We start from the raw sequence: 13,135 nt of genomic DNA on the forward strand, positions 1-13,135 counted from the left end.
ATGGACATCTTTGTGCTTGACACCAGCGTCTTTACCAATCCAGATGTCTACTCTCAGTTCGAAAAAGACCAGCTTGGAGCCATAGAAAACTTTATTACGCTTGCTTCTCACAGCAGGGCACAGTTCTACATGCCCACCTCCGTGTATGAGGAGTTCAACAAGATGGTGGAACTCGGGAGCCTGAAGCCAAAGTTTGAACTGGCAGTCAGGATTCGTTCCCCCCGCAGATTCAACCTGATGGTGCCCGCAGAGTTTCTCTACGAGTTTATAGAAGAGGTAAGATACAGGATAAACAAGGGGCTACGCATAGCGGAAGAGCACACAAAGGAGGCAGGAAAGCTCTCACAGGAAGATGTGGGAAAGTTAATAAACAAGCTGAGAGACAAATACAGAGAGGCTCTGAGGACAGGCATAATAGACAGTAAGGAGGACCTTGATGTGTTGCTGCTTGCCTACGAACTTGATGGTATATTAGTCTCCGGTGATGAGGGGCTCAGAAGCTGGGCGGACAAGGTGGGAATAAAGCTCATAGACCCCAGAGGCTTCAGGTTTATACTTGAAAGCCAGACCGTAAGAACTTAATCTATCAGGGAGCCGCCCTTCAGTAAATGCCCCAGAAGCCCAGTCATGTTAAGAAAGACCTTTTCAAACTCAAGAAGCCAGAATTCTCCTTCCTGTCTCAGGGCTAACTGGTTTACCTGTATGTGAACGGATGCATGTTTTATCTGCTCCAGAAATACGAGCGCATTCTCCCTTTTTCTAAACCTGCATCTGAAAACCCTGCGCACCTTTCCCTCTTCTCTTGCCATCTTGCATGCCTCAAAGAGACCTGTGAGAAAAGCCTCCCCCAGTTCTCTATACAGCTCCTCATCCTTCTTAAGCCCCTCCTCTTCTATGAAGAGGGCAAGCCTGAGAAGCCTGTTGGTGTAGTAATCCGCAGGAAGACCGAGCATGTTGAGCGAGGTTATCCTTATATCGTTCAGGTTTGCGTAGCTTGTTATGTATTTGACCCTCTTATCCCTCTCTGAGTCCTCTTTCATAACAACGCCTTCCCTCCCTTCTTCGTTTAGCCTTCTGAGAAGCTCCTTAAGGTCTTCAACCTGCTCGGGGGTGTACAGACCATACCTTTCCACGCTGGGAAGACCGTATTTTTCGATGAGCCTTAGCTTTTCTCTGTAGGGCAGAAACCCCTGAGAATTCTTACGCATGATGTCAAAGAGGAAAAATCTGATGTCCTCCTTTATGTAAGGTGGGCTTTCCTCCACGTAGGGATTTTCAGGACCTGCCACCTCCATACAGAGCACAAGGTCAGGATTATCTTCGAAGAACCTCCTGTCCACAAAGTCAAGAACCCTGTCGGTGCTGAAGGCACACACATACCCACCCCTCGTAAGGGCATAGACCTCACCATCGTGCATAAAAACCCTCACGTTGTAGCCATCCACCTTCTCCTCCACCCAGAAGGGGGCTTCAAACTGCTCGGGAATGCCCGTGGAGAGCTGGAATATCCTCCCTATGTGGGGATAGCCCCAAATGACGGTGTCTTTGAAAAGGACTGTCCCCCTTGGAATGTCTTTAAAGTCATCGGTAAAACGGAGGTATTCAAAATCTCCAAAGGACTCGCTTTTCAGCCTGTTCCTTTTGAGAGCTTCCTTCAATGTATCCTGCGCTATCATATACAGGTCTAAATTATAATTTCTTTTGAGGAGAAGTTAAGCGTGAAAGGCTCTGCTTTTGATGGCTTTAAGTCTGTGGGATACTTTGTAGTCTTTATATTACTAATACTTTTTCTTGTCCTTGCGGGTAACCCTCTTGTAATAGTTCAGTCTGGCTTTGTAGGGGTTAAGAGAACACTTGGTAAGATTGACCCGACCCCATTAGTGGAAGGACTGCACTTGAGGATTCCACTTCTGCAGACAGTTGAAAAGGTTGAGATAAGAACAAGGGCTGTAGAGTTCACCCGAGAAAAACAGAACCCTATAAGCACTCTCTCAAGGGATGGGTTGCCTGTAAACATGGATGTAGCGGTGCTTTACAGGGTTGATGCCCAAAAAGCTCCGGAGCTTATAAGAGAATACGGACCAGACTATGAAGAAAAGGTAATAAAACAGATAGTGAGAACAGCAGTAAGAGACGCCATAGCTGAAATGGAAAGTTCTATAGTCTATCAGGAAAGACAGAAACTGCAGGAGAGAATAAAGAGAGAAGTGGCCGGACAGCTTGCGAGAAGATATTTGCTTCTTGAGGATGTGCTCATAAGAGATATAAGACTTCCAGAGAGTGTGGTCAAAGCTATAGAAGAAAAAAGGAAGGCCTACGAAGAAGCTCAGAGGATGCAGTTTCTCTTAGAGAAAGAAAAACTTGAGGCCGAAAGGAAAAAAGTGGAAGCACAGGGTATAGCAGAGGCGAACAGAATAATAGCAGGTTCTCTTACGAGGGAATACCTTATGTGGAAGTTCATAGAGAACATCCAAGAGTATGCCAGAAGTCAGAATAACACCATAATACTTCTGCCCTACGATACCAGAATGACACCCATTATAAACATACCGCAGGGAGGTCAAAAATGATTAAATTCGGCACCGACGGCTGGAGAGCCATAATAGGTGATTCCTTTACCTTTGAAAATGTAAGGAAAGTTGCCCATGCCCATGCAAGAGTTCTTCAGAAACAGGGAAAGAAGAAGGTGGTAGTGGGCTATGACAACCGCTTTATGTCCGAGCACTTCGCCCTCGAGGTCTACAGGGTTTTCAGAGCGCTTGGCTTTGAGTGCTTTCTTACCAACAAAGCCTGCACCACGCCCATGGTCTCTTTTGCTGTCAAGTATATGGGCTTTGACAATGGGGTTGTGATAACTGCCTCCCATAACCCTCCAGAGTATAACGGATACAAGATAAAGGACTCCTTTGGTGGCTCCGCCACGCCGGAGTTTATAGCGCAGGTGGAGGAAGAGCTGAAGTTTGCAGAAGTTGTAAAGCCTGAAAAGTTCCAGCCCGAGTATGTAAACGTCTGGGGCGAATACACAAGGGAGGTAAAGAGCAGGGTAAACATGGAACTTTTCTCACAGAAGGACATGCTTCTTGTGCACGACGCCATGTATGGCTCTGCTCTGGGAACATACTCCCATGTGCTTTCCGGCACGAGGATAGGGGTGCATCAGATAAGGAGCTACAGGGACCCCCTCTTTGGAGGGCATGCGCCAGAGCCGGTGGAGAAGCACCTTGAACCTCTTATGCTCAAAGTGAAGGCTCTGAAAGCTCACCTTGGCATAGCCAACGACGGGGATGGGGACAGGATAGCCCTTGTGGATGATAAGGGAAGCTTTGTGAACGCCCAGCTGATATACGTTCTGCTTCTTTATCATCTTCTCAGAAACAAGGGTATGAGGAATGGTGTTGTAGTAAAGACCGTCTCCACCACATACCTTGCGGACAGAATATGCAGGACTGAAGGTGTGGAGCTGAAAGAAGTGGCTGTGGGCTTTAAAAACATAAACGAGGTAATCCTGAAAGAAAGGGTCATATTCGGGGGAGAAGAAAGCGGTGGTTACGGCATTGTGGACTTTCTTCCAGAGAGGGATGGGCTTTTCACTGGACTTAACATACTTGAGCTCCTTATGCTCAAGGACAAACCTCTCTCTGAAGTGATAGAGGAGATATTCAAAAACTACGGGGAAGCACACTTCAAAAGAGTTGACTTTCATGCGGAGGAGGACAAAAAGCAGAAGCTCAGGGAACTCATAAAGAACCCACCGGAGAGGCTCGGGAACATGAAGGTCTCAAAGGTCATAACCCTTGATGGTCTCAAGCTGGTCTTTGAAAACGACGGGTGGGTGCTATTCAGAGCCTCCGGCACTGAGCCCCTCATAAGAGTTTACGCAGAGATGCCCAGCAAGGATGAGCTCGAGGAAGTTCTCAGGAGGGCGGTGGAGCTTTTTGATTGATAAACATCTGCGGTGTCTTGCCTTCTATACCGCACTCCCATGTGGAACCCTCAAGCATTTCCTTTCTGTACTCTATAAGGTCAAGCACAACTCCTATCTCTTGCCTTTCTCTGTCAAGGAAAGAACGCATCAGCTTTGACATGAGCCTGTAGTACTCCTCCTGAGTTTCCTCTTCAACTAGCTGGCAGAAGAGTCTGTACCACCTTCCGAGGTGGTCTCTAAAGAAATACTCGTAGCCCTTGCTGGCTATCTCCGCCTTTTCTGCCTCGTCCGCATGGACCTTTTTCAGGAGCAAAAGGCTCAAAAATTCCAGCTGAGGAATTAATCCATCCGGCTCGTATCCCTGCCTTACTTCAAGACCAAAGGCTCTGTAAAAACCTTCTATGTCCGCAAGCTCTTGAGCTTTCCTTCCTGCCTTTTCAAGCTCGTAAGCAGTCTCCCAGCTGGGCGCCTTCAGAGATGTGGCAAAAAGGGAATTCCAGTCGCACTGGAGGTCCAAAAGCCTTTCTTCTCCCTCGTACTCCTGCAGACATGCTTTCAGAGCTTCTACATCAAAATCAATGCCAAGGTTTCTAAGGCTCAGGGAGAGGTCCTCAAGACTTTCTTTTAAAGCCTTCAGGGAGTCCTCCCCTGGATATTCAAAAGCCAGCGATATAAACTTGTAAAGGAAGGCTTTATAAAGTTCCATCTCACTCCACCTTTAGCCTTATCCATGAATAGCTTAGAGACTTCCTTGCCCCCACTTCTCCGTTGGCTCCATCCCACACTGCAAAGCTGGCGAAGGTTTCCTTGCCAGGTCCCCATTCAGGGTTTGAAGTGCTCTCTTCTACAAAAACCCTCTTTATAACCACATGCCATTTTCCATTCCTGTAAACACCTTTGCCCTCTGCCCCCTGTATATCTTTCCATGTGGAAGAACCATACCCCTCTGCAATCACTTCCCTTACTGGTGTGTTAAAGGTGTTCTTTCTGAAGACCTTCTCACCGCCTATGTAATTCAAAGCATACTGGTTTGCCCAATTCTCAGGATACCTATAAGGTGGATCTGCGTGTGGGTACCAGTCATAGGCATAATTAGGATATATCTTCGCAGTGTCGGAATAACCTTTTTCTATATTCTCTTGTCTGAAGGCACTCCAGTGTAGTATTAGAACTCTCTGACTTTTGTCTCCCATGGTTACCGGAACATCTGCAGAAGGCTTATAAGGAATCTGAACCGCCACAGCATCAGAGAATTTACCGATGAGGTGAAACCTGTCTTCAGTTTTATCAGACCAGGTCATATGAAAGGCTATACTTTTCCCATCGTTGAGACATCTTACAGCAATGCTTGTTACTGAAGGTTTAAGTTCCATCGGAACAGTTACAGCCTGACCACTGAGAGAAACATCTAAAGGCTTGACGCTTGCCCAAACCTTATCAAATGGGTCCAGGGGTAGGCTTTTTACCCTTTTACATACCATCTCCTGAGAAAAGGTAACACCCGAAAAAATAAGCCCTAAGATTAAGGCTTTCGTGTATCTCATGGCTCACCTCCTTAAGGTATATCCTGTCTCACCACATCAAGCTTTTCATCTTTGTGAGGTCTGAATTGAACAGGCTCAACCATTGGAACTCTGACTATCTCCTTTCCTGCTTCATCGTATGCCACGACCTCTTTCTTATCTACCTTGAAGGTATGAGGTATTCTGGGGGTTGAGCCAAAGAGGTGCAGAAGTGCTTGAAGTTCCGGCTCTTTACCTTCTCTCATAGCCATGTATGTCTTCACTGCATGTTCTGCACCAGGCCCAAACATCTGTTTTAGAAAGCTAACAGGAACATTTATGGGCGGTATGTAATAAACATTAGGCTCAAGCCCACTTTGAGGATATATTGGCAGTGCAACTTTTTTTACATGAACCAGAAAGTCTATAGGGTTTTCAGGTCTTGCCTTTTCAGGTGGGCTTATAAAGCCCATGAGCCTTATTTTACCTATACAGGTTATGACGCACTGAGGCTGGTAGCCATCTTCAACCCTTGGGAAGCATCCGATACACTTCTGAGAGATTCTTGCCACAAAATTGAAATGTGTTTTCTTGTAAGGACAGGCCTTTATGCATTCTTGATAACCCTCACACCTTTCTGGGTCTATGAGTACTATTCCATCCTCTTCCCTCTTGTATATTGCCTGTCTTGGACAGGCGGCGAGGCATGCAGGATAGGTGCAGTGATTGCATATTCTTGGAAGGTAGAACATCCATATTGGATGGGGTAGGTTTTCAAGGACAGTCCCCACATCTACTGGCTCGTTGACCTCGTCCTCACCCACGTTTGGATACATCCAGTCAAGCTCATCAGGCTTCCATCCGAGAACTATTTCTCCTTCTGGTGCATCAAAGACAGTTTTCTTGCTACCGTCAAGAAGTTCAAGAAGCTTTATATCCCAGCCGAGAGGATAAAAGCCCCAAGGTTTTGTCTCCACATTGTTCCAGAGCATATACTCCTGACCTCTTCCGGGTGTCCATGTGGTCTTGCAGGCTACTGTGCATGTCTGACAGGCTATGCATTTGTTGAGGTCCATAACCATCGCGAACTGTTTCTTTGGTCTCTTGGGCTCGTAGGGATAGTTAACTTCCCTGTTAAGTTGCCAGTTGTAGGCTTTGTGCGCCATGGCTCACCTCCTTTCAAACAAACTTACCTTGCAGGTATTTCTTGAGGGCTTCTGAAGCTGTTGTAGGTCTAAAGCCAAGTTTTACAGGTCTCCACATACCCTTTCCACCTATGCCACCGTCCTCCGCCTTGCTTATCCTGCAGAAGCCCTCTCTTGGAGCTCCTATAAGTCCGTGCACATCAAGCTCAAAGCCCTTTCCTATTATCTGACCCATAAGATTCTTTCTTATAAGAGTATCGGTCTGGTATGTGGGCTTAAACCATCCCCTTGTAACGGACTGATGGCTTCCACACCTGTATAGTGACTGGTAGTTTGTATCCGGGTTCTTTGCCATACCGTCCCTTCTTACCCTTGTTCCTCTTACAGTTCCATGGGAAGAGCCATACATGTTGAACCATATCTTGGCACAGCCTGGCGGTGTGTTGTTGGAAGCCCGTGCCCTTAAAAGAAGTCTACCAACCTCATAATCCTCTTTTCTCTTTTGCCAGCCTTCAAAGGGTCTATCCTGAGGGTCTGCATCCACGTAAACATAGTCGCCATCCTGTATGCCCATTTTCTGAAGGTCCTTAGGGTTTATATCTATGTATGCTTCGGAGATAAAGGGCATTCTCTTATCGTGTCTGTAAATGTCTCCGAAGGGTCCAAAAAGAAGAGTGGTTACATCCGTGTCCCCCGTTGTTGTATGTGCTGCATGCCTGTATTTGGGCGTGTGAACTATGTGGGTTGCTCCTACAGTTACTATGAGAGGATGCTTTGTTCCAGGTAGCTTTTCCGGTTCTACAAGCACATTTCTCGCCTGCCTCCACTCTGTGCTCAGTAGGGCATCCTTGCTGCTTACTCCATAATCTTCTGGTTTCTTGGGTTTCAAAAGTGGATATGGTTTTGCCACGATTACGTTGGGTTCGTGATGGGTTGAATCAATGGGTTCTCTGTATACTGGAAGGTTCTCTCCAGCATTTATAAACTCATCTTCTTCTCTGTAAAACTCAAGCCTTCCGCTCTTGGTATACCATGGCATATTTTCTTTTGTCTGGTCTTCACCCACATACTTGGGATAACTTCTCGTCATTATCAGGGATGGTATGCCTTCATGGGCTTTCTTGGCTATATCCTCAAGCCTGTATCCCCTCAAGTTTGATGAAGCGTCTATAACTCTCTGAACATAAACCACATCCTGCTTTCCTTCTAAGACAAACTTCCAGTAGTTTCTGAACCTTTCATCACCTGTAAGTTCTGTCAGCCTGTTGGCAACGAGGGCAAAGGTTTCTGCATCGTTCTTTGTGTCAAAGAACCTCCTGTGCCCTGTCTTAGGCCATACGTACACAAAGGGATTTGTAACAGAGCCTGCTATATCCCAGTATTTGTTCTCATTCCATGCATCCACACCAAGGACTATGTCCGAGTATTCACAGGTAAGAGACCACCACCATTCGTTGGTAACTATGCACTCAATCTTTGGAAGAGTGTTCATTATTATGTTGTATTTCCACTTGGCGTTTCCAAGGGCTGAGTTAGCATCAACAAACCATATGAATTTTGTGGGCGTTGGCATGTGTGTTTTACCGGTGATGAGATGTTCACCCATATACTGGGGGTGGTCATCGTGGGAGTAGTAGTGGGCGGATTCTGGCTTCCAGTAAAACTTAACCCTTGCAGGCTTTTTGGGGTCAAGTTCTACATTGAATGGGTCCTCTGCAAGATATTGTGGTGCCCCGTTAAACAGAGCGAGCCTGAAGTTTCCTGCATATGAACCTATGTTTCCAGTTTCATGACCGATGTTGTCGGTCAGGGCACATATCATATACATAGCCCTGTCCTTCAGGTCTGCATGCTGATACTGGTTTACACCCATACCCTGAGCCAGCTTCATGTTTCTTGGATGCTTTGCTATCTCCCTTGCAAGGGACTCTATCTTCTTTGCTGGAACGCCAGTTATCATTTCAGCTTGCCTGGGCGTGTAATTGCTTTCAAAGAACTCAAGGTAAACCTGAAAGAGGGGCTTTACTTCAATTTCTTTACCATCAACTGTCTTAACCTTATAGCTTCCGGTCAGGGCAGGGTCTATACCAAGTTTCCAGAAGTCCTCACCCACATCATCCCTTGTTATAACCTTTGGAGAATTTGTCTTTGTGTCCCAGACCACAAAGTCGTTCATATCATTATGCCTTATTGACTCTGGTATGTACTGCTTGTCCTGCTTGTAGAAGGGCGGGAGGGGTTCACCGGGCTTAAAGGTAACAGCCTTTTTAAGTGGTTTGGGTTGATAGTTGGGTATAATGTCCATTGCCCTCAAAACCTTTCCATTATCCATCCTGACGAGTAGGGGCATATCGGTAAAGCTTTTCACATACCTTTCCTGATAGAGTTTTTCCTTCATTATCACGTAGGCTATTGACAGGGCAAGCGCTGTGTCCGTTCCAGTCCTAACCACAATAAGCTCATCTGCAGACCTTGCCGTGGGTGAATAGTCGTTGGATATGACTATAACCTTGGAACCTTTTATCCTTGCCTCTGTTAGCCAGTGACAGTCAGGCATCTTTGTGGTAAAGGGGTTCATGCCCCATAGTATGAGGAGCTTTGAATGTTCAAACATGCATAGGTCAAACTCTACGTTCTGCTGCCCAGAAACCATGGGATGCCCGGGTGCGAGGTCTGTATGGAAGGCGTAGTTGTCCCACCCCCTTCCACCAAGAGCTTTATCTGGTCCGACACCCCTTATGTGACTGTCAAGAAGAGCCAACATGTTTGCCATCCTGTAAGGAGATGTATACCTTACAACTGCGAGGAAGGGCATTGAACCCCTGAACTTGAGAACTCTGGTGCCCGCACCCTCCATTGCGTCAATCATCGGCTTAGGATAATGTCCCTGTGCTTCAAGTTTTCTTCTTCCCTCCTCCCCAGAGTAGGTGGTTGCTATGTTTATGAGCGTCTTTGCGATTATGTCTGCCACTTCATCCCATGTGACTTTTATGAACTTATCCTTTCCTCTCTGGAAGTATTTCTCTGGGGGCTTTCCTGTCTTGGGGTCTCTTGGAAAACCAGCCTTATACCACTCGTAGAAACCCTTTCTCACCATTGCACCCTTTACCCTTCTGTCCCCGTAAAACCTTCTCATAAGGGCTATGCCCTTGTTACAGCACCTCGGATCCCACCGGTGGGAAGCTCTAAGCCCGTATATGTCCGTTGCCTCACCAAACTTATAAGTGGGCTCTATCCTTGTTATTACTCCGTTCTTCACATGGGCTGTCAGCAGACAGTTGTGTGTGTCGTTGGGGGCACAGAGAAAGACAAAAGATGATTCAGAACGGTATATGTCCCTGTAAAATCTCTCCCAGTCTCTGTTTGGATAGTAGGAGAGTGGATTTTCCACCTTTACAACCGGTTCAAAGACCCTTATGGCAGAGAAGGCAGGGCTGGAAAGAGCGCTCAGGCTCAGAGCACCAGCCTTTATAAGGTCTCTACGAGTGAGGTCTCCCATGGCTTCACCTCCTGTTGATTAAAATCATACTTATAATCATAAGCCATTCCATATCATATGTCAAGTATTAATATTCTTATATTTTTATCTTAAAATTGCACCATCTTTCATCTCCACTATCCTCTGGGAGAGCTCGGCAAGCTCCAGCTCGTGGGTTACCATGACTATGGTAGTCCCTTCCGAGTTTATCTCTCTGAATATCTCCATCACCTTCTGGGTGTTTTTGCTGTCAAGATTTCCAGTTGGCTCGTCAGCAAGTATTACAGAGGGCCTGTTTATGAGTGCCCTTGCTATGGCGACCCTTTGCATTTCCCCTCCAGATATCTGATAAATCTTTCTTCTCTCCTTTCCTTCAAGACCAAGCCTCTTCAGGAGCTCGTAAGCCCTTTCCCCTGCCTCTTTCCTATGCATACCCATCTTCACCGCCGGAAGCATCACGTTCTCAAGAAGGGTGAACTCAGGTATTAAGTAATGAAACTGAAATACAAAGCCTATCTTCCTGTTTCTTATCTCTGAGAGCCTTTTCTCATTTGAAAAGTCAATCTTTTCTTCTTCAAAAAAAACATGGCCCTCTGTTGGTCTGTCAAGCAAACCCATGATGTAGAGCATGGAGCTCTTCCCAGAACCGCTGGCTCCAATTATGGCAACAAACTCCCCTTTCAGAATGCTCAGGTCTATACCCTTTAGAATCTGCTCCTGACCTATGGATTTTTTTACACCTTTGAGCTCCAACACCTTCATTGGCTTCTGAATATATCCACCGGGTTGAGTCTGCTTGCCCTGTAGGAGGGATAAAGGCTGGCAAGAAGGGAGAAGAAGAGGGAAAAAATAAGTGCGTAGAAGTAGAAGATAGGACTTCTGTCAAGCACAAAGCCCCTTGTTCTTATAAGCCCTTCCACGTCAAGCCTTACAGATTCCAAGTATTCCTGAAGTCCAAAGCCAAGCACCGAGCCCAGAAGGGCTCCAAGCACTCCCACTACGAAACCTTCAAGCATAAAGATGAGCAGAACATCCTTTCTTGTAAAGCCCATAGCCATGAGTATGGCTATGTCTTTCTTTTTCTCAAGGACTGTCATCATTATTATGTTGAAGATTCCAAAGGCGGACACGGTGAGTATGGCAAAGACAATCATGTAGGTTATGATATTCTGGATTCTGAAGATACCAAGAAAGTTTCTGTATGCCTTCTGCCAGCTTTCTACCTCGTAAGTTATAGAGCTCTGAAGTTTCCTTGACAGCCTCTCAGCCAGGTTAACGTCCCTTATTTTCAGCACAATCTCGTTTACCTCACCTTCCTTCTCGAGTAGTCCCTGAAGGGTCTTTATGTTTATGTAAACCCTGGTATCGTCAATGTTTGTAATGCCAGATTCAAAAAAGTCCTCTACAGTCACAAGAATAGTCTGCCCGTTAGGTGCCACAAGAAGGAGTTTTTTACCCAGCTCTTCAATGCCCAGACTCTTCGCCACCAATGCACCAACTATGACACCGGTTCTGTTTGTCTCAAGCCTTCGCAGGTTTTTGTGAACCAGAAATCTTTCTATTACGGAGGCCTTTGGCTCTCTCTGTGGGTCTATACCCAGAAGAGTTACTGGCTTGTCTTTTACTCCATACTTGAGGATTCCTCTGCTTACGAGCCTGGGTGCCACACCCAGAACTTCCGAGTTGTCCTCAAGCCTCTGCACCAAATCCTGCCATCCCAGTATTCTGTCCTTTTCCCTGGGTTTTTCACCAAGAAGAAGGGCTGTAGCCTCCACCTGCTGATGCTCTTCCCTCGGCTTTATCCTTATATGTGGCTCTAGGTCTATGACCTGCTGTATAAAGTAGTTCTGAAAACCAAGCATAAGGGAGCTCATCACTATGAAGGCGGAAACTCCTATGGAAACGCCAACCACAGAAACAAGCGTCTGTCTTTTCCTTTCAAGGAGAAGTTTGAAGGCAACAAAGAGCACATGTCTCATGGCAGTATTACTCTGTCACCCGGCCTGAGTCCCTCTAATACCTCAAAATACTCTCCGTATCTCCTCCCAACCTTTACGGGAGTCTTTACCCTTCTCACCCCGTCGTAAAGAAGCACATGCCCTTCTCTGTAAGCCACCGCCGGTATGAGAAGAGCTCTCTTCCTCTCCACCTCTATCTGACCGTCCACCGTTGAGCCGTTGGGAAGGTCTTCTGGCAGTTCTGCACTTACCTTTACCGTTATGAGCTTTCTGCTTCTGTCCACTTCCCTTACTACCTGAAAGACCCTTCCCTCAAAACTTCTTTCAGGGTATGCATCCACCCTTAGAAGAACCCTCTGTCCCTCCTTCAGCATACTGGCATACTCCTCATCCACTTCAAGCCATACCTCCCATCCTCCTGAACCCACTGAAAAGAGTCTGTTTTCCTGACTTATGTGGTTTATGTAATCACCGGGGTTTACAAACTTTTTCAGCACATACCCCTCTATGGGGCTTTTTATGGTGTATTTTTCCTTTTCTCTTATGAGCCTTTCCCTCTCCGCCAGAAGCACCCTTTCCTCAGACCTGAGAGAGTTTATGGCATCCTCGTAGCTACTTTTTGCCCTTTCATGCTCTTTTGAGGCCAGTTCATACTGAGTTCTGCTCTGCTCATAGGTTTCTCTCGGTATAAGACCCTGTGAAAAGAGCCTTTCCCTTCTCTCAAAAAGCCTCCTGCTGTTTTCCATACTTACGCGTGAAGATTCAACGGCATTTTCAAGGCTTCTCAGATAGGGTGAGCCTTCCTTCAGCCTCTCACGCACAAGATTGAGCCTCTCTGATGCCTCCCTTATGCCCGCCTCCAGGGGTCCTGCATCCATCAGGGCAAGCACCTGCCCCTTTCTTACAAAGTCCCCCTCCTTCACATAAACTTCCTTCACATGTCCGGAAACTTCAGCCCTTACCACCACATACTGGCTCGCCTTTGCAAAACCGGAGCCGTAAACCAGTATCTTTACCTCTTCCTCCTTTGCCACTGCGTAGTTTTCCCTGTTTCCTCTTACTGCGAGCAAAAGCACAAGGAGCGCAATAAAGATTAAGGGAAGAGCCAGGAGGAGCCTGCGCATCTC

The 13,135-nt window shown here is 46.5% G+C and carries 11 protein-coding genes; 3 read left to right on the forward strand and 8 right to left on the reverse strand.

Annotated features, from left to right (window positions below; all coding sequences use genetic code 11):
* Positions 1-582 carry an RNA ligase partner protein gene (locus WHS43_02360; protein ID MEJ5338480.1) on the forward strand — a complete coding sequence of 194 codons (582 nt, stop codon included), beginning with the start codon at positions 1-3 and terminating at the stop codon, positions 580-582.
* On the opposite strand, the gene WHS43_02365 is transcribed toward WHS43_02360, so the two are convergent.
* Positions 579-1,676, reverse strand: coding sequence for an RNA ligase (locus WHS43_02365; protein MEJ5338481.1), 1,098 nt, complete (start codon positions 1,674-1,676; stop codon positions 579-581). The genes WHS43_02360 and WHS43_02365 overlap by 4 nt on opposite strands.
* 42 nt (positions 1,677-1,718) lie before the next feature.
* Here WHS43_02365 and WHS43_02370 point away from each other — a divergent pair, with 42 nt between their 5' ends.
* A complete protein-coding gene (locus tag WHS43_02370; GenBank protein ID MEJ5338482.1) occupies positions 1,719-2,570 on the forward strand; it encodes a prohibitin family protein in 852 nt (283 codons plus the stop codon).
* A complete protein-coding gene (locus WHS43_02375; protein MEJ5338483.1) occupies positions 2,567-3,943 on the forward strand; it encodes a phosphoglucomutase/phosphomannomutase family protein in 1,377 nt (458 codons plus the stop codon). Before WHS43_02370 ends, WHS43_02375 begins: the two co-directional genes overlap by 4 nt.
* Here the strand turns inward: WHS43_02375 and WHS43_02380 are convergent.
* The 7 genes from WHS43_02380 to WHS43_02410 form a co-directional block, all read right to left on the reverse strand.
* Complete coding sequence (locus tag WHS43_02380) at positions 3,915-4,631, reverse strand: molecular chaperone TorD family protein (GenBank protein MEJ5338484.1); 717 nt, start codon at positions 4,629-4,631, stop codon at positions 3,915-3,917. The genes WHS43_02375 and WHS43_02380 overlap by 29 nt on opposite strands.
* Position 4,632: 1 nt before the next feature.
* Positions 4,633-5,469 carry an ethylbenzene dehydrogenase-related protein gene (locus tag WHS43_02385; GenBank protein ID MEJ5338485.1) on the reverse strand — a complete coding sequence of 279 codons (837 nt, stop codon included), beginning with the start codon at positions 5,467-5,469 and terminating at the stop codon, positions 4,633-4,635.
* A gap of 11 nt (positions 5,470-5,480) precedes the next feature.
* The gene (narH, locus tag WHS43_02390; GenBank protein MEJ5338486.1) at positions 5,481-6,593 is read right to left on the reverse strand and encodes a dissimilatory nitrate reductase subunit NarG; all 1,113 of its coding nucleotides are present in this window, start codon (positions 6,591-6,593) and stop codon (positions 5,481-5,483) included.
* A gap of 13 nt (positions 6,594-6,606) precedes the next feature.
* Positions 6,607-10,071 carry a dissimilatory nitrate reductase subunit NarH gene (gene narG / locus WHS43_02395; protein ID MEJ5338487.1) on the reverse strand — a complete coding sequence of 1,155 codons (3,465 nt, stop codon included), beginning with the start codon at positions 10,069-10,071 and terminating at the stop codon, positions 6,607-6,609.
* Positions 10,072-10,155: 84 nt separating this feature from the next.
* Entirely contained in the window at positions 10,156-10,812 is a 657-nt protein-coding gene (locus WHS43_02400) for an ABC transporter ATP-binding protein (protein ID MEJ5338488.1), read from the reverse strand.
* On the reverse strand, positions 10,809-12,029 hold the full coding sequence (locus WHS43_02405) for an ABC transporter permease (protein ID MEJ5338489.1): 1,221 nt from the start codon (positions 12,027-12,029) through the stop codon (positions 10,809-10,811). Before WHS43_02405 ends, WHS43_02400 begins: the two co-directional genes overlap by 4 nt.
* Positions 12,026-13,132, reverse strand: a complete 1,107-nt coding sequence (locus tag WHS43_02410; GenBank protein ID MEJ5338490.1) for an efflux RND transporter periplasmic adaptor subunit — start codon at positions 13,130-13,132, stop codon at positions 12,026-12,028. The genes WHS43_02405 and WHS43_02410 overlap by 4 nt, the downstream gene beginning before the upstream one ends.
* Positions 13,133-13,135 lie beyond the last annotated feature (3 nt).

It is taken from the genome of Aquificaceae bacterium, from assembly GCA_037481935.1.
GTDB lineage: Bacteria > Aquificota > Aquificia > Aquificales > Aquificaceae > Pampinifervens.

What these genes read in the sequence shown, in the direction of transcription:
- narH (MEJ5338486.1), bottom strand. Translation starts at nt 6,593, where the DNA reads ATGGCGCACAAAGCCTACAACTGGCAACTTAACAGGGAAGTTAACTAT.
- WHS43_02385 (MEJ5338485.1), bottom strand. Translation starts at nt 5,469, where the DNA reads ATGAGATACACGAAAGCCTTAATCTTAGGGCTTATTTTTTCGGGTGTT.
- WHS43_02400 (MEJ5338488.1), bottom strand. Translation starts at nt 10,812, where the DNA reads ATGAAGGTGTTGGAGCTCAAAGGTGTAAAAAAATCCATAGGTCAGGAG.
- WHS43_02405 (MEJ5338489.1), bottom strand. Translation starts at nt 12,029, where the DNA reads ATGAGACATGTGCTCTTTGTTGCCTTCAAACTTCTCCTTGAAAGGAAA.
- WHS43_02380 (MEJ5338484.1), bottom strand. Translation starts at nt 4,631, where the DNA reads ATGGAACTTTATAAAGCCTTCCTTTACAAGTTTATATCGCTGGCTTTT.
- WHS43_02360 (MEJ5338480.1), top strand. Translation starts at nt 1, where the DNA reads ATGGACATCTTTGTGCTTGACACCAGCGTCTTTACCAATCCAGATGTC.
- WHS43_02365 (MEJ5338481.1), bottom strand. Translation starts at nt 1,676, where the DNA reads ATGATAGCGCAGGATACATTGAAGGAAGCTCTCAAAAGGAACAGGCTG.
- narG (MEJ5338487.1), bottom strand. Translation starts at nt 10,071, where the DNA reads ATGGGAGACCTCACTCGTAGAGACCTTATAAAGGCTGGTGCTCTGAGC.
- WHS43_02410 (MEJ5338490.1), bottom strand. Translation starts at nt 13,132, where the DNA reads ATGCGCAGGCTCCTCCTGGCTCTTCCCTTAATCTTTATTGCGCTCCTT.
- WHS43_02375 (MEJ5338483.1), top strand. Translation starts at nt 2,567, where the DNA reads ATGATTAAATTCGGCACCGACGGCTGGAGAGCCATAATAGGTGATTCC.